The following is a 16979-nucleotide window of genomic DNA, read 5'->3' on the forward strand; positions in this document are numbered from 1 at the left end:
ATAGGTTCGAGGTGGAAGCGCGGCAACGCGTGGAGCTGACGAATACTAATCGGTCGAGGGTTTCATCTGGCGAGCCGCAGCGAGCGGCAGCGGAAGCAGAAACGATAAGTTCGCATCCAGTTTTCAGCGTGCAACGCTGAGCGTTTGGTGGCGATGGCGGAGGGGAACCACGCGTACCCATCCCGAACACGACCGTTAAGCCCTCCAGCGCCGATGGTACTTGGACCGAAGGGTCCTGGGAGAGTAGGACGCTGCCAAGCGATGATTCTATTCCCCGATAGCTCAGTCGGTAGAGCACTCGGCTGTTAACCGAGTTGTCACAGGTTCGAGTCCTGTTCGGGGAGCCATGCTTCCATAGCTCAGTAGGTAGAGTGCATCCATGGTAAGGATGAGGTCACCGGTTCGATCCCGGTTGGAAGCTTACATAATGGGGCCCGTTGGTCAAGGGGTTAAGACACCTCCCTTTCACGGAGGTAACAGGGGTTCGAATCCCCTACGGGTCATTCAATTTTTTATTTGGCTCGATCGTATAAAAAATCGATCACCGAGTCACTCTAATACAATCATTGGGGATTAGCCAAGCGGTAAGGCAACGGACTTTGACTCCGTCATGCCTAGGTTCGAATCCTAGATCCCCAGCTTTGCGAGCCATTAGCTCAGTTGGTAGAGCACCTGACTTTTAATCAGGGTGTCGTAGGTTCGAGTCCTACATGGCTCACTTTTTTTATTTCTGCGAATAAGCGCGTATGGCGGAATTGGCAGACGCACCAGACTTAGGATCTGGCGGGAGACCGTGGGGGTTCAAGTCCCTCTACGCGCATACCGTACCGAAAGCCCTTGGACATCAAGGGTTTTTTATTTTTTGAAGAATTTTCTTGGGGTACCCTTCGGCACTCGCGCGAATCCACCCGGTCGTGCCGGTGCTCGAGACCACGCAACGTGACCCGCTCGCCCATCCGCGCGTCCCACGGGATCTTCTGGCGATATTTTTTATCGCTACTGCCGGAAATTCGTCTGCCGTGAAGGAAGTTAGCGATAATAAATATCGTCAAAGGGCCGGTTTCCCCTGCTTTTTCCGATGTTTTCCCGGCGTTAGCGATATTCTGTAACGCTAAGCGAGTACGGCGAGGTCGGCACGGCCGCGTTACCGATATTTTATATCGTTAACAGCCTCGGCCGGGTATGGACGGCCCTCTTCCCGAGCAAACTCCGCAGTCTGTATCCGACGTAACGTAAGTAATATGGTCAGTCCCTTCAGAGCGTATCCGCTGGGGCGGATCGGGAACGAACCAGCTTCATGCCACAAGAAGGGAAATCATCCGACAGATGGGCGGTTTCCCCGCTTGCTTGAATGGCTGGAGGCCGGTATGTTCTTAAACGGATATTGGTTATCCCTCTTCTCTGATCAAGGCCATTCCGGATGGCCCTGCGCCGTCCCTTGATTAATCCCGTATTGCTTAAACGGAAGCAGCAATAAACGGAATGAAAGTTCAATCCGATCAATCATTCAAGCGCATTGGGACGCTCATACATACTGTGTTCGAACCTGCGCATGATAAGGATCAATAAACACATGCACAGCATCGGGAAGCGACGGAAGGATTCGGTACCGCCTGAAACTTCGAGCCCATATCAGCCGGTTAAGCCCGATCCAAGAGCGGAAAAGGGTTATGGGTGCGCTGTGAGGGATTCCGAAGCTCTGAAGGGCATTCGTGAGCTGTGAAGGGACGTATATGCGGGGAAAAAGAGCTTGGCCATTACCGGAACATCGGTTTAAGGGTCGGTCGTTCATGCCGTGAAAATGGGTGAAAAAAGCTTGAAAACAGGCCACAACTGTCTGAAAACTCGAAATAAAAAAACTTCGAAAAAACATTTGCATTCTGAATTGGATCGTGCTATATTATTTGTTGTCGCCGCCGGGCAGCAACACGAAAGCGAAAAACGCTGATCGGTGAATACGTATGCGGACGTGGCTCAGTGGTAGAGCATCGCCTTGCCAAGGCGAGGGTCGCGAGTTCGAATCTCGTCGTCCGCTCCATGCACCCTTAGCTCAGTTGGATAGAGCGTTTGACTACGAATCAAAAGGTCGGGAGTTCGAATCTCTCAGGGTGCGCCACCAGTATTCAAGCTGCCGGGACGTAGCTCAGCTTGGTAGAGCACCTGGTTTGGGACCAGGGGGTCGCATGTTCGAATCGTGTCGTCCCGATATGGAAGATTTGCGGGTGTAGTTCAATGGTAGAACTTCAGCCTTCCAAGCTGATAGCGTGGGTTCGATTCCCATCACCCGCTTAACGAAGAAACCCTTGAGAAATCAAGGGTTTTTGTGTTTTTATCGGACCGGTTGCGCTTCGGGTCGATCCTTCCGCAAGTCACGCGGCGGAAGACGGCGTTCGGCAAAGGCCGGGCGAGCCGTGCCGAAACTTCGGCTTGCCGCGTACAATGATGAGAACATTCCGGAGGGGAGCGATTCCGCATGAAGATTATGATCGACCCCGGACATGGGGGAAGCGACCCCGGGGCGGGAGGCAACGGGCTTCAGGAGAAGGATTTGACGCTGCGGATTGCGGCGAGGGTCGGTGAGCTCGTCAGGGAACGCGGAGCGGATGTTCTCTACACGCGTACGACAGATACGACCGTGGGGCTGTCCGAGCGGGCCAATCTCGCCAACGCGGCGGACGCGGATTATTTCCTGAGCGTTCATATTAACGCGGGGGGCGGCACCGGATTCGAATCGTACACGTACATCGGAACGTCCGGCGTCACCTCCGATTACCGCAATGCGATCCACGACAGGGTCGCAGCGGTCTTCGCGGCGGAGGGAATGCCCGACCGAGGGAAGAAACAGGCGAACTTCGCCGTGCTGCGGGAGACCCGAATGCCGGCCGCGCTGCTGGAATACGGGTTCATCGACCACCCGACGGACGCTTCGCATCTGCGCGATCCCGCCTTCATCGAGAAGCTCGCGCAGGCGACGGCGCAGGGGGTAGCCGACGCGTTCGGGTTGCCGGATGCGCCTGGGTCGCCTGTTCCGGAGCCGAAGGGCGGCGTGTCGGACTGGGCGAAGGACGCGAGGGATTGGGTTGTCACGGCGGGCATCAGCGACGGCACGCGGCCGAAGGACGCGGTTACGCGGGAAGAAGTGTGGACAATGCTGCATCGAATGAGCAAATTGTAGACGGGAGTCCAAAGCCTGTGCCGGAACGAGCCGGCATGGGCTTTTTTTCGGGATATAACGGATATCTATTCGACAAATCCCGACAGGAAACGCCTGGAGCGGACTTGCCAGAGTTGTTACAAAAATAGAAACTTTCCGCTACCTTTGACCGGGCGCCTGTGATAAAATATATGGAGGTTTTTAAAGATGGGGTGGAAAGAGATGAGCGAAGCCGCTAAAAACACAGCGAGCTCGAACCAATTGCTTCGCCGGGACGTCCGATTTCTGGGGAACATTCTGGGGGAAGTGCTCGTCCATCAGGGCGGGCAGGAATTGTTGAATTTAGTCGAAGACATCCGCGAGACAAGCAAAAACCTGCGGGCCCAATTCGACAGCAATTTGTATGCCGAATTTAAACGCAAGATTGTCGGACTGTCTCCGGAGATGCGTCATCAAGTCATCCGGGCATTCGCCATATACTTTCAATTGGTCAATATCGCCGAACAGAACCACCGCGTCCGCCGGAAGCGCGACTATGAACGCTCGGCGGGAGAAACGATTCAGCCGGGGTCGATCGAGAGCGCGGCAGCCGATCTGAAGGCCAAAGGCGTATCGGCCGAAGAAGTGAAGGAAATTCTAAGCAACATGTCGCTGGAACTCGTCATGACCGCCCATCCGACGGAAGCGGTGCGACGGGCGATTCTCGATATTCACCACCGGATCGCGGAAGAGATGATGGAGCTCGACGATCCGACTCTGACGCACCGCGAACGCGAGACGCTGCGCGAGGATCTCCGAAGCGAAGTGCTGACGCTGTGGCAGACGGACGAGCTTCGCGACCGCAAGCCGACCGTGATCGACGAGGTCCGCAACGGCTTGTATTATTTCGACGAGACGCTGTTTGACGTCCTTCCCGAGGTTTATGAGGAACTGGAGCGTTGTCTGACCAAATATTATCCGGGAGAGAAGTGGCATCTGCCTCTGTTCCTGCGGTTCGGCTCCTGGATCGGCGGCGATCGCGACGGCAACCCGTCCGTAACGGCGGCCGTCACGGAGGAGACGCTTCGCCTGCACCGGGCGATGGCGCTCAAGAAATACGAAGAAGGCTTGCACAAGCTGATGAAGCATCTTAGCTTCAGCACCAGCCTCGTGAACGTCGATCCGTCCCTGCTGGAGTCGATCGCGGCCGACCGCGAGCATATCCAGCTCCGTTCCGAGGATGTCTGGCGCAACGACAAGGAGCCGTATCGGATCAAGGTCGCGTACATGATGGAGAAAATCCGCAATGCGGCCGACTCGTCCAAAAAACCGCAGACGAAGTACAACAACCCCGCCGAATTCAAGGCGGATCTGGAATTGATCGACCGCTCGCTCCGCAGCCATTACGCCGATTTTGTCGCCGACAAATACGTGCGCAAGCTGATCCGTCAGGTCGAGCTGTTCGGCTTCCATCTGGCGACGCTGGATATCCGCCAGCACAGCAAGGAGCACGAATCGGCGATGGCGGAGATTCTCGCGAAGATGGGCATCTGCGCCGATTATGCCGCGCTGGAGGAGCAAGCCAAGGTGGCGCTGCTCTCCGATCTGCTGGAGGATCCGCGTCCGCTGACCTCGGCTTATATCGAGTATACGCCGTCCACGCGGGAATGCCTGGACGTCTACCATACGGTGTTCCGCGCGCAGCAGGAATTCGGACGCGAGTGCGTGCGCAGCTACCTGATCAGCATGACGCAGAGCGCCAGCGATCTGCTCGAAGTGCTGGTGCTCGCCAAGGAAGCGGGCTTGTACCGGATCGACCGCGACGGCAACGTCTGCTGCCAGATTCAGCCGGTGCCGCTGTTCGAGACGATCGACGACCTGCACGCGGCTCCAGGCATTATGACGACGCTGTTCGAGCTGCCGACCTACCGCCGCAGCGTGCAAGCGTTCGGCAATCTGCACGAGATCATGCTCGGCTATTCGGACAGCAACAAGGACGGCGGCGTCGTCACCGCGAACTGGGAGCTGCGGATGGCGCTGAAGAGCTTGACGGAAGCGGCGAAGCCGTACGACATCAAGCTGAAATTTTTCCACGGCCGCGGAGGAGCGCTCGGCCGCGGCGGCATGCCGCTGAACCGCAGCATCTTGGCCCAGCCGCCGGAGACGCTGGGCGGCGGCATCAAGATTACGGAGCAAGGCGAAGTGCTGTCGCAGCGGTACTCGCTCAAGGGCATCGCGTACCGCAGTCTGGAGCAGGCGACATCGGCTCTGCTCACGGCTGCCTTGCTGGCGCGCCGGCCGCAAAGCGATCTGACGAATCCGGAGTGGGAGTCGGTCATGCGCCTCATCTCCGAGAAAGCGCAGGAGAAATACCAGGATCTGATCTTCCGGGATCCGGACTTCCTCGAATTTTTCAAGGAGTCGACGCCGCTGCCGGAGATTGGCGAGCTGAACATCGGCTCCCGTCCGGCGAAGCGCAAAAACAGCGACCGCTTCGAGGATCTGCGCGCGATTCCTTGGGTATTCTCGTGGACGCAGAGCCGCTATCTGCTTCCGGCCTGGTACGCGGCCGGTTCCGGCTTGCTCTCCTACGCGCAGGACGATCCGGCGCGCATGGACCAGCTCAAGCGGATGTACCGGGAATGGCCGTTCTTCCAGACGCTTGTCGATAATTTGCAGATGGCGCTGGCAAAAGCCGATCTGCTGATCGCTAAAGAATATGCGGGCATGATCAAAAACCGGGAAGTCGCGGACCGGATTTTCAACCAGATCAGCGAGGAATTCAAGCTGACGACCCGGTTGATTCTGGAAATTACCGGCCAACAGGAAATTTTGGACAATGTCCCTGTGCTGCAGGAATCGATCCGGCTGCGCAATCCGTACGTCGATCCCCTGAGCTACATGCAGGTTCAGCTTCTTACGGAGCTGCGCGCTCTGCGCGATCAAGGAGGCGACGACGCGCAGTTGCTCCGCGAGGTGCTGCTGACGATCAACGGGATCGCGGCGGGCCTGCGTAATACGGGCTGATCCCGTGATCAACCAGAAGAAGGAGCCGGAGGGATTGGCGCAGCGGATGCGTCGGTGCCTTCGGCTTTTTTGCGGAGGGACCTCGAATCGGCGGCATGGGGGTTGGCGGCGTCAAACGGTGTGACAAGAGGGGGAGCCGGGAATGACGAGGCGACAGGATCTTGCCCGGGGCAAAAAAATCGGAGCGTTGTCGGTGCTGCTCGGAGCTTGCAGCTTCGGTCTGATGTCTCCGCTCAGCAAGCTGGCGCTCGGCTATGGCTGGCAGCCGGTTACGCTGACGGTTGTCCAGACGGCGATCAGCACGATCCTGCTGTGGGCGCTGGTCGCGCTCAACCGGGGTTCCTTCGGACGGCCCAAGGGAATCGTCTGGCTCAAGCTCTCGGCTGTCGGGGCCTTCGGATTATGCGGCACGACGATGGCGATCAATCTGTCGCTGCAGTCGCTTACGCCCTCTCTCGCGGTTGTGCTGCTGTTCCAGTTCGTGTGGATGACTGTGCTGGCTGATGCGGTTCTGGCGCGGAGGCGACCTTCTCGCCTGGAGATCGCGGCCGCCTTGTGCGTGTGGGCGGGCACGCCGCTGGCATCGGGGCTGCTGGAGGAAGGCGGCTGGAGCGGGGCGGCTGACCCGGCTGGGATCGGATTCGGACTGCTGTCGGCCGTGACGTATTCGTTGTACCTGATCTCATCGGGACGGGTCGAGCCGGACATGCACCCGTTCGCCAAATCGGCGATCATGCTGACGGGGGCGATGCCTCTCTTGCTCCTGCTTCATGCGTTTGCGCTCCCTTCGGGGCCGATGGACGGAAGCTTGCTGTTGTGGGGACTCGCTCTGGCTCTTGCGGGTCAAGCGGTTCCGGTCGTATTGTTTAATATGGGTATTCCTCGTATCGGTGGCGCAATGACAGCGATGCTCGGTTCGGCCGAACTGCCCGCGGCTATTCTGTTTTCCGTCTGGCTGACGGGAGACCGGTTGAGTTGGACGATTGCGGGCGGGATGGCCCTGATTACGGGCGGCATTCTGCTGAGCCAATGGGGAGCGGTACAGGGGAACGATGAAACCGCACGAGGTGCGGCCAGTCTGGAGGAATCACGTTGTCGATAAGTGTCGAGGCGCGGCTGGTCCGGTTGGCACGGGAGGGTGAACGGGAGGCGTTTGCCGAGTTGGTCGGCCTGTACCAGGACAAACTGTATCACCTGGCGTACCGCATGCTGTATCAGGCTCAAGAGGCGGAGGATATCGTGCAGGAGACGTTCCTGCGCGTATACGCCAATCTGCATCGATATGACGAGACACAGAAGTTTTCGACGTGGATATTTCGCATCGCGACCAATCTGTGCATCGACCGGATCCGCAAGCGTAAAGCGAACTTTTCGCTGGACGCCGAATTGTCGGATGGCGAAGGCAGCGACTGGTACGCGATGCTTCCGGGCGACGAGCCGACTCCGGAGAGCCGGCTGATGCTGACGGAGACGCAGGAGCAGATCCGCAGCGCGATCGACGGTCTGCCCGAGAAATATCGCGCGATCGTGATCCTTCGTTATCTGCATGATCTATCGCTGCAAGAGATCGGGGAAATTATGGGGATGCCCGTCACGACGATCAAAACGCGCGTGCATCGGGGACGCGAGGCGCTTCGGAACAAGCTGGAGCTTTCCGATTTTGTCGAGTAACCTCTTTGGCGAAAATGATAAAATGGGCGATGCCGATGAAACCGTTTCGGCGCCAAAAACGTATGTACTCCTACGCATAGCCATGCACAAGCACGAGAAAGGAGGGTCGCTCATGGATTGCAAACAGGCGAGGATCTTGACGCATGAGTATTTGGACGGCGATTTGTCCGAGGAATCGCTCCATGCCTTGCGGGAACATCTGAAGGAATGCGCGGAATGCCTCGGCCACTATCGGCAACTCAGTCGAACGGCGGCCATGATCCGTTCGCTGCCCTCCGTCCCAGCGCCGCATGGGCTCAAGGATCGGATTATGGCATCGCTGCCGCCGCAGCCGGCCGTGGCGCCGCAGGTTCAGTCTCAGTCTTCGCAGTCCGGGCCCAAGCGGGTGGAGAAATCCCGGCGGACGCCGGCGAAGCGCCAGAACTGGTTCCGGCGCCATCCGGGCATATCGGTAGCCGCCGTTTTTGCCCTCGTGATGGCCGGAAGCTACATGGCGATATGGAATCAGGGCGACGATCTGGTTGTCCGGGGCGACCATCTGGATTCGCTCGTCATCGAGAACCGCAAGGTTGTCGTTCCGGCCGGCAAGACGGTCGGGAATCTCACGGTGGAGAACGGGGATGTCGAGGTGGAAGGCAAGGTGGACGGCAATCTCGTCGTCATCGACGGATCGTACCAGCTTGCGTCCACGGCTCAGATCGCGGGAAATATCTCCGAGATCGACAGAGCGCTGGACTGGGTCTGGTTCAAAATTCAAGGATGGGCGTCGAAGCTGGGACCTTCCTCATAATGTCGTCTTCGGCAGCGGCCAAAATCGAAGGAAAAACCTCCCTGGAGTTGCTAAGGGGAGGTTTTTGCTTGAAAATATGGTATGATGACTGAAGAGACAAATCCGAGGGTCGAAACGGCGCTTGGACATTTGTATGGGGGACTTACCGATGGAGCTCTGGGGACTGAACATCGGCATTAAGGATATCGTGGATATCGCCATCGTCAGCTACGTCGTGTACAAGCTGATGATGCTGATTCGGGGGACGCGCGCGGTTCAGTTGCTCCGGGGCGTATTTCTCGTCCTGCTCGCTTGGGCTTTCAGCACCTGGTTTCAATTGAACACCCTGAAATGGATGATGGATCAGATGATCACCTTCGGCGTGCTCGCCATCATCATTATATTCCAGCCCGAGCTGCGGCGCGCGCTGGAGCAGTTGGGACGGGGTAAGCTGTTCGGCCGGACCAGCGAGGAGGATCAGGCGACCCGCAAGATCGGGGACGTCATCCGCGCGGTGCATTACCTCGCCAAGCGAAAAATCGGCGCGTTGATCGTGTTCGAGCGGGAGACGGGTCTCAACGAATACATCGAATCGGGGACGACGCTGCAATCGCAGATCAGCACCGAACTGATCGTTAATCTGTTTATACCGAATACGCCGCTTCATGACGGCGCGGTCATCATTCGGGGGTCCCAGTTGATGGCGGCGGGCTGCTACCTGCCGTTGTCGGAGAACCCGTTTATCAGCAAGGAGCTGGGTACGCGGCATCGCGCGGCCATCGGCATGAGCGAGGTGTCCGACGCCATCTGCGTCGTCGTCTCCGAGGAGACGGGGCAGGTGTCGCTGGTGATGAACGGCCAGATCGTGAGGGACGTCGACGAGGAATCGCTGATTTCCAAGCTGCACGAGCAACTGAAGCCTGCCAACAAGGCCAAAGAGCGGCAACCGTTCTGGAGACGGAGGAACGGCCACGATGGATAAAATTCTGTCGAATCGCAACGCGGTGCGTGTCATCGCTTTATTGATCGGCATATTTTTGTGGGTGATCGTTCGTTTGGATCAGAGCCAGACGACAGGCCCCGGGGATATCAACGGGCTTACGCCCGAGGTGACGATTCATAACGTCAGCCTGACGCCGCTGTACGACGACGAGCATTTCCTCGTGAAGGAAATGTCGCCGCCCGCCGTCACCGTGCGGGCGGTCACCAGCAAGGAAGTCAAGGCGGGCAATTACCGCATCGTGCTCGATCTGACGAAGCTGGGAGCGGGCACGCACCAGGTGAATCCGAAGGCCGAGGGCTTCCCGAGAGGAGCCAATGTGAAGATCGAGCCGGATACGGTGACCGTGACGCTGGAGGCGATTCAGAAGAAGCAGGTGCAGGTGCAAGTGGATGTGCTCGGATCGCCCGCGCCCGGCTATCGGGCCGGAGAGCCGGTGATTAACCCGCTGCGGGTGCACGTGACGGTGCCGAGCAATCAGGTAGGGGAAGTCGATTCGGTCCGGGGCGAGATTCGGATCGACGGGGCGAAGGATGCGGTCAAGTCGGAAGTGAAGCTGACCGCTTACGACAAAAATGCGCGGCCAATCGAGGCCCAGATCGAGCCGGCGGTGGTCAGCGTCGAGGTTCCCGTCACGCTGCCGTTCAAAACGGTGCCCCTGCGGATCAAGACAAGCGCGGGACCGCCTGCTGGTTATGCCGTGCAGCAAATTACGCCCGCTGTCGAGCAGGTGACGATCTACGGGCCGCAGGATGCGCTCGACAAGATCGAGTTCTACGACGGTCCGTCGCTTGATTTGTCCAGAGTCACGAAGGATGAGACGCTGACGGTCGAATTAACCCCGCCGCAAGGCTTCCAGCGGATCGAACCGTCGAAGCTGGAGCTCGCGGTCAAGGTCGTGCCGTCGGAGACGAAAGAGATCGCGAATGTGCCGCTGAGGCCGGTCGGCCTGAACACCAATATCGCCACGACGATTCTGGAGCCTGCCGAACAGGTCATTCGCGTAACGGTCGAAGGGGCGCCGGAACGGCTCGCTTCGATGGATGTCGAGGATGTGCAGGCGTTGGTCGATGTCAGCAATCTGCCGGCCGGCGAGCACGTGGTGCCGGTGAAGCTGAGTTTGCCGGCTTACGTGAAGGCGGTTGGTCCGCCGCCGCAGGTCAAGGTGCTGATCGCGGCCAAGGATTCGGCGGCGAGCGGAACGCCGGGCGGGGGGGCGGATTCGCCTTCGCCGGCACCGTCCGGTTCGGACGGGGCTGCTTCGCCGCCGGCGCCTTCGCCGGCGCCAACGCCGAAGTCGTCGCCGTCGTCGTGACAGCGTTTCGCCTCAAGAGATCATGATTATGCTGCTGAAGGAGAGTATTGGGGAATGGGGAAATATTTCGGAACGGACGGCGTGCGGGGTGTCGCGAACCGCGAACTGACGCCGGAGCTTGCGTATAAGATCGGCCGCTGCGGAGGATATGTGCTGACCTCCCAATCGAAATCGGAGAAGCCGTTAATCGTTATCGGCCGCGATACGCGTATCTCGGGCCCGATGTTGGAGTCCGCTCTGGTCGCAGGCCTGCTGTCGATTGGCGCGACGGTCGTGCGACTGGGCGTGTTGTCCACGCCGGGGGTCGCTTACCTTACGCGGCTGCTGCAGGCGGACGCCGGGGTGATGATCTCGGCTTCGCATAATCCGGTGGAGGACAACGGCATCAAGTTCTTCGGGGCGGACGGCTTCAAGCTGTTCGACGAGACGGAACTGGAGATCGAGCGGCTGATCGATGCGGAGCAGGACGAGCTTCCGCGTCCGGTCGGAGCGGGACTTGGGACCGTTCGCGACGACGAGCAGGCCAAGTACCGGTATATGGACTACCTGAAGACGACGATCGCCGGCGATTTGTCCGGCATGAAGATCGTGCTGGATTGCGCACATGGCGCCGCATCGGAACTGGCGCCGCGGCTGTTCCGCGAATTGGGCGCGGAGGTATGGACGATCGGTTCGGAGCCGGACGGACTGAACATCAACGACGGCTGCGGCTCCACGCATCCGGAATTGCTGCAGGCGGAAGTCGTCAAGCGGGGCGCACATCTCGGCCTCTCCTTCGACGGCGACGCGGACCGGCTGATCGCTATCGACGAGAAGGGCGAAGTCGTCGACGGCGACTATATCCTGCTCATTCTCGGCGACGCCATGCGGCGCGCGGGCAAGCTGTCCAATGAGACGATCGTCACGACGGTAATGGCGAATCTCGGCTTCTTCAAAGCGGCCGAGAAGCTCGGTCTGAATACGGCCCAGACGGCGGTCGGCGACCGTTATGTCATGGAAGAAATGCGCCGCGGCGGATACAATCTGGGCGGCGAACAGTCCGGCCACGTGATCCTGCTGGACTACAACACGACCGGCGACGGCATGCTGACGGGCCTGCAGTTGGCGGCGGTTCTGAAAGCTTCCGGTAAGCCGCTGAGCGAGCTGAAGACGCTGATGCGCAAGTACCCGCAGCAGCTCGTGAACGTCAGGGTCGCCGACAAATCCCGGTGGAAGGAAAACGCCGCGATCGTGGCGGCCATCGCGGCCGGCGAAGCGGAATTCGCGGGCAACGGACGCGTGCTCGTTCGTCCGTCCGGCACGGAATCGCTTATCCGCGTCATGGCGGAGGGGCCCGAGCTGGAGCAGGTGGAACGCATCGTGTCGTCGATCGCCGACGTCGTGCGCCGCGAACTGGCTTAACCGTTCAAGGATCAGCGGACTTCTCCCGTTTATTGACGGGGAAAGTCCGCTTGACCTGTTACTGTTGAGGCTGCCCGATCAGGGCGAGAAATATCCCGGGTCGGGTGAAGGCTCCCGCACGAAATCCCCCAAAGGTCGTCTGTCGGGTTGCAAGACGGGCGGAAAACGAATAAGATGGGGATATGATTTTTTACGAAGGGAAGGAGGATCGCGGAAAATCGACAGGAAGCGCCTGAGCTTCCGGCGAGCCGTTCGTATCGGAGCAGGTAACGGCAAGGGCGATTCGCGCCCGATGGATACGAGCGGAGACGGCGGAAGCTGACGAGGTGGAGGTGTTCGGAACAATCGGCGGGGACCTCCCGGTCATGGTTCATGGCCGTAAGCCGAAGGGCAAAACGGTCGAGCGATCGACCCGACAAGACTTCGGCGTGAACAAGCGCGTGCGGCGCGGAGACGGCGGCTGCCGGGGCAGCGTAAGACCTCCCGGCGCGGCAGCGTGCGGTTGGCGGGACAGCGGCGAATATAGACGGCCGCAAGTCCTACCGGCATTTCAGGCTAACGGCGGCATTAACGGCGTTGAACGTTCGCCCCGTCAGAAATAAAAGGCATCGATATTTAAGGGCGTGGCCGTCGTTATTTCGGTGACGGTTCGCGATCGGTGTCCGCAGCGGCGCTTTGTCCTTTTTTTAAAAAGGGGCAGAGAAGCCTGTTTGATTATTGCCTTTTAAGGGCCTCGCGGCAGGCTCGACGATATATCCAAGTAGAGATTGATCGGTTTTTCGACGCAGACGTACGGAAAGACCGCTCTTTGACAACTGAATCGGAGGATGAGAAACCATGTGTGGTATCGTGGGTTATGTTGGCATGCGCAATTCGCAGGAAGTGTTGATCGAAGGGCTGAAGAAGCTCGAATATCGCGGTTACGATTCGGCGGGCGTGGCCGTATTTACGCCGAACGGGCTGGAAGTTAAGAAGTCGGTCGGCCGTCTGGCGAACCTGGAGGAAAAGCTGAACGAGCGGCCTTTGGTCGGGACGATCGGCATCGGCCATACGCGCTGGGCGACGCACGGCAAGCCGTCGGACGTGAACTCGCACCCTCACACCGACAACTCCGTCAAATTTTCCGTCGTGCATAACGGCATCATCGAGAATTATCTGGAGCTGAAGGAAGAACTGATCGCGAAGGGCTACCGGTTCGTGTCGGAGACGGACACGGAGGTTATCGCGCATCTGGTGGCGGACGCGTACGAAGGCGACATCGTCCGTGCGGTGCAAAAAGCGGTCAAGCGTATGCGCGGGGCCTATGCCTTGGGCGTGTTGACGGAGCATGAGCCGGATCGTCTCGTCGCGGTGCGGCTGGCCAGCCCGCTGATTATCGGCGTCGGCGAAGGCGAGAATTTCATCGGCTCGGACATCCCGGCCATTCTCAACTATACGCGCAACGTGTATATCCTGAACGATGGCGAAATGGCGGTTCTGACGCGGGACGGCGTCGAATTGATGACGATCGAGGGGAATTTTATTTCCCGGGAAACATTTACTGTCGATTGGGATATCGCGACCGCGGAAAAAGCCGGATTCGATCACTTTATGCTGAAGGAAATTCATGAGCAACCGAAGGCTTACCGCGATACGATGGGCAGCCGCCTGTCGCCGGACGGCTCGCGCGTCGTGCTGAAAGAGCTGACGATGACGGAGCAGCAGATCCGCGACATCCGGAACGTGCATATCGTCGCTTGCGGCACGGCCTACCATGCCGGCTTGATCGGCAAGACGGTGATCGAGCAGTTGGCGCGGATCCCGGTAGAGACCGACGTGGCGTCGGAATACCGTTACCGCTCGCCGATTATCACGCCGAACACGCTGGTGATCGTCGTCAGCCAGTCCGGCGAGACGGCCGATACGCTGGCGGCTCTGCGTGAAGCGAAGCGCTGCGGCGCGCATGTGCTGGCGATCACGAACGTCGTCGGCAGCTCGGTGGCGCGCGAAGCGGACGACGTCCTCTTCACCTGGGCGGGGCCGGAGATCGCCGTCGCCTCCACGAAGGCGTATACGACGCAACTGGTGGCGTTCTACCTGTTCGGCTTGCATCTGGCGCAAGTGCTGGGCACGAAGGACGAGGCGTTTATCCGCGACATGATTGCGGCCATGAAGTCGCTGCCGGAGCAGGTAGAGGCGATTCTGGGACAGTCCGAGGCGATCAAGGCGGCCGCCGAAGACATGTCGAAGCACGACGACCTGTTCTTTATCGGCCGGGGCGTCGACTACGCCGTCTCGCTGGAAGGTTCGCTGAAGCTGAAGGAGATTTCGTATATCCACTCCGAGGCGTACGCGGCCGGCGAGCTGAAGCACGGCACGCTGGCGCTGATCGAGGAGAACGTGCCGGTAATCGCGCTGGCGACGCAGGAGGACCTGCTGGAGAAGACGGTCAGCAACATCAAGGAAGTGACCGCCCGAGGCGGCAAGGTGCTCGGCATCACGTCCGAGCGCTACGCCCAGGAGTTGGCGAAGTCGGTCAACACGGTGTTCACGATACCGCAGACGCACGCGCTGCTGACGCCCGCCCTGGCGGTCATCCCGCTGCAGCTGCTGGCGTACTATGCTTCGCTGGCGCGCGGCAACGACGTCGACAAGCCGCGCAACTTGGCGAAAAGCGTAACGGTAGAGTGATCCGCGAGTCATTTGTGGGTTGTTTTGTTAATAGCAATTAAATCCCGTCCTGGGAAAATAAAAACTGTCCAGGGACAATAAATCATGTCCATGAAGCCGAGCGGTGTTAGGGTTTATCCCTGATCACCTGTTCGGCTTCATCTTTTGGAAAGGGGGTAGGGGATAGGGTAGAAGGGGAAAAGGGTTTGATAAATCAAGTTTTGTCCCAATTAACCCTCCCCCTTTGTCATTTCCCTTACCCCTTTCCCCTCACTCCCTCAATTATTTCCCTGGACATTTCACAACGTTCCATTTCTTTATCCTCCCTAATCACCTAATTCCTTCCAATTTAGCAGACGATTTTTATTTTCCTCCCTTTTTGTACCAACTAGTTCCTCAAAACCTGAACCCCCTTATGCGGCAAGGGATTGGAGGCTTTGGTGGGGCTTAAGTGGGATGGACATGAATTATTTTCTCTTGACATAGTAGGGAAATTAAAATGGGATGTTCACGTTCAATTCGGTTTGATTGCTTAAGGAGACAGTCGATAAGGGAGCATTTTAGATGAATGTCCATAATAAAGCATGGTTATAAAAATGTGATACAATGTCCTGTAAGGGGGAAGAAACAAATTATTGGTTCTAAACTGTCCAATAAATATGAGATATAACTGATGCTTGGAAAATTAAGGGAGGATGTATCATGACCAAACATCAGATTTATACAATGAGTGTCGCAAGAGTCTATCCCCATTATATTTCGAAAGCAGAGAAAAAAGGGCGTACAAAATCGGAAGTTGATGAAATCATCCGTTGGTTGACTGGATATAGCCAGGAAGAGTTAGAAGTTCATCTGGAAAAACAGACAGACTTTGAGACCTTCTTTGCGGAAGCTCCCCAATTGAATCCTGCACGGACTTTGATCAAAGGTGTAGTTTGCGGTGTTCGAGTGGAAGATATCGAAGAACCAACAATGCGGGAAATTCGCTATTTGGATAAGCTGATTGATGAGTTAGCTAGGGGAAAAGCGATGGAGAAGATTTTGCGAAAATAATAAGGTGGCCTAAGATTTTATGCAATTATCAACACTGGGAGCGTGGATTTCATTTGTTTTTGCGAAGTGTAACGCTTCTCAGAGAGAAAATTGCCGATTTTCAAACCTACCCTTTCACAGTGCCAGCGATCAGGGAACTGGAATTCTTGCATTTCGATAGCCCAGTCACTTTTTTCGTTGGGGAAAATGGTTCGGGAAAGTCTACATTACTTGAGGCGATCGCGTACCAGTGCGGCTTTAATACGGCGGGCGGCGGGCGAAACAATGCACATGAGGTGGATTCATCCCATGCCGCATTGGGGGACTTCATCCGTCTGTCCTGGATGCCAAAAGTGACGCAAGGGTTTTTCTTAAGGGCGGAAAGTTTTTATCATTTTGCATCCCATCTTGACCAGTTAGCCAAGGAGGATCCGACGTTCCATTATCAGGGTTACGGCGGTAGATCGTTACACCAGCAATCCCATGGGGAGTCTTTTTTATCCTTGTTTTTAAATCGATTTGGCGGCAAGGGCATCTACCTGTTGGATGAACCCGAAGCGGCATTGTCCCCAGCCCGTCAACTTGCGTTTTTGAGGATCATTCATCAATTGGTGAGCAGTGGCAATGCTCAATTTATTATCGCGACACATTCGCCCATTTTGCTTGGATACCCGAAAGCCAGGATATGGAGCTTTGATTGTGTCCCCATCGCGAGCGTTAGCTATGAGGATACGGAGCATTATCAAATTACAAAAGCGTTTCTCAATCGAACAGACAAGTTTTTGGAAGATCTGTTTCGTGATGATGAAAAGTAGTTTACTGCACCAGCGGTGTTGATTGAAAAGGAGCAGGAAGGTCTGCTTATTCCTTCATATTTTGCAACATCGAAATCAACGACCGAAATGTACTGCCTGGCTATGTCGCATGGTATTTGAACACGGACAAAGTAAAGGGAGAATTGTTGAAGAGCCAAACAGAACCA

General features: G+C 57.4%; 11 protein-coding genes, 10 tRNA genes and 1 rRNA gene. All 22 read left to right on the forward strand.

Going from position 1 to position 16979, the window contains the following annotated elements:
* Positions 1–143 precede the first annotated feature (143 nt).
* A 5S ribosomal RNA gene (gene rrf, locus FE781_RS03980) occupies positions 144–260 on the forward strand.
* A gap of 11 nt (positions 261–271) precedes the next feature.
* Positions 272–347 (forward strand) — tRNA-Asn (locus FE781_RS03985).
* A 1-nt stretch (position 348) separates the two neighbouring features.
* Positions 349–421 (forward strand) — tRNA-Thr (locus FE781_RS03990).
* 10 nt (positions 422–431) lie between these two features.
* Positions 432–503: transfer RNA gene (locus tag FE781_RS03995), tRNA-Glu, on the forward strand.
* 64 nt (positions 504–567) lie between these two features.
* Positions 568–639: transfer RNA gene (locus FE781_RS04000), tRNA-Gln, on the forward strand.
* A gap of 6 nt (positions 640–645) precedes the next feature.
* Positions 646–718, forward strand: a tRNA-Lys gene (locus tag FE781_RS04005).
* Positions 719–740: 22 nt separating this feature from the next.
* Positions 741–820 (forward strand) — tRNA-Leu (locus tag FE781_RS04010).
* Between the two features lie 1143 nt (positions 821–1963).
* A tRNA-Gly gene (locus tag FE781_RS04015) sits at positions 1964–2038 on the forward strand.
* A 1-nt stretch (position 2039) separates the two neighbouring features.
* Positions 2040–2116, forward strand: a tRNA-Arg gene (locus tag FE781_RS04020).
* 16 nt (positions 2117–2132) lie between these two features.
* Positions 2133–2206 (forward strand) — tRNA-Pro (locus FE781_RS04025).
* A 12-nt stretch (positions 2207–2218) separates the two neighbouring features.
* A tRNA-Gly gene (locus tag FE781_RS04030) sits at positions 2219–2289 on the forward strand.
* A 184-nt stretch (positions 2290–2473) separates the two neighbouring features.
* On the forward strand, positions 2474–3175 hold the full coding sequence (locus FE781_RS04035) for an N-acetylmuramoyl-L-alanine amidase (protein ID WP_138788335.1): 702 nt from the start codon (positions 2474–2476) through the stop codon (positions 3173–3175).
* Between the two features lie 186 nt (positions 3176–3361).
* The gene (gene ppc, locus FE781_RS04040) at positions 3362–6160 is read left to right on the forward strand and encodes a phosphoenolpyruvate carboxylase (RefSeq protein WP_379252595.1); all 2799 of its coding nucleotides are present in this window, start codon (positions 3362–3364) and stop codon (positions 6158–6160) included.
* A gap of 142 nt (positions 6161–6302) precedes the next feature.
* On the forward strand, positions 6303–7262 hold the full coding sequence (locus FE781_RS04045) for a DMT family transporter (protein ID WP_138788336.1): 960 nt from the start codon (positions 6303–6305) through the stop codon (positions 7260–7262).
* Positions 7253–7831, forward strand: a complete 579-nt coding sequence (sigW, locus tag FE781_RS04050) for an RNA polymerase sigma factor SigW (protein ID WP_246068028.1) — start codon at positions 7253–7255, stop codon at positions 7829–7831. Before FE781_RS04045 ends, sigW begins: the two co-directional genes overlap by 10 nt.
* A gap of 112 nt (positions 7832–7943) precedes the next feature.
* Positions 7944–8621 carry a zf-HC2 domain-containing protein gene (locus tag FE781_RS04055; protein WP_138788337.1) on the forward strand — a complete coding sequence of 226 codons (678 nt, stop codon included), beginning with the start codon at positions 7944–7946 and terminating at the stop codon, positions 8619–8621.
* A gap of 148 nt (positions 8622–8769) precedes the next feature.
* The gene (gene cdaA / locus FE781_RS04060; RefSeq protein ID WP_138788338.1) at positions 8770–9582 is read left to right on the forward strand and encodes a diadenylate cyclase CdaA; all 813 of its coding nucleotides are present in this window, start codon (positions 8770–8772) and stop codon (positions 9580–9582) included.
* Entirely contained in the window at positions 9575–10915 is a 1341-nt protein-coding gene (locus FE781_RS04065) for a CdaR family protein (protein ID WP_138788339.1), read from the forward strand. The genes cdaA and FE781_RS04065 overlap by 8 nt, the downstream gene beginning before the upstream one ends.
* Before the next feature lie 54 nt (positions 10916–10969).
* Complete coding sequence (glmM, locus tag FE781_RS04070) at positions 10970–12316, forward strand: phosphoglucosamine mutase (RefSeq protein ID WP_138788340.1); 1347 nt, start codon at positions 10970–10972, stop codon at positions 12314–12316.
* Between the two features lie 837 nt (positions 12317–13153).
* Positions 13154–14986, forward strand: a complete 1833-nt coding sequence (gene glmS / locus FE781_RS04075) for a glutamine--fructose-6-phosphate transaminase (isomerizing) (protein WP_138788341.1) — start codon at positions 13154–13156, stop codon at positions 14984–14986.
* Between the two features lie 681 nt (positions 14987–15667).
* Positions 15668–16018, forward strand: coding sequence for a DUF2200 domain-containing protein (locus FE781_RS04080; protein ID WP_138788342.1), 351 nt, complete (start codon positions 15668–15670; stop codon positions 16016–16018).
* A 53-nt stretch (positions 16019–16071) separates the two neighbouring features.
* Positions 16072–16812 carry an AAA family ATPase gene (locus FE781_RS04085; RefSeq protein ID WP_138788343.1) on the forward strand — a complete coding sequence of 247 codons (741 nt, stop codon included), beginning with the start codon at positions 16072–16074 and terminating at the stop codon, positions 16810–16812.
* The last annotated feature ends 167 nt before the right edge of the window (positions 16813–16979 follow it).

This window comes from Paenibacillus thermoaerophilus (genome assembly GCF_005938195.1).
Taxonomy (GTDB): Bacteria; Bacillota; Bacilli; order Paenibacillales; family Reconciliibacillaceae; genus Paenibacillus_W; species Paenibacillus_W thermoaerophilus.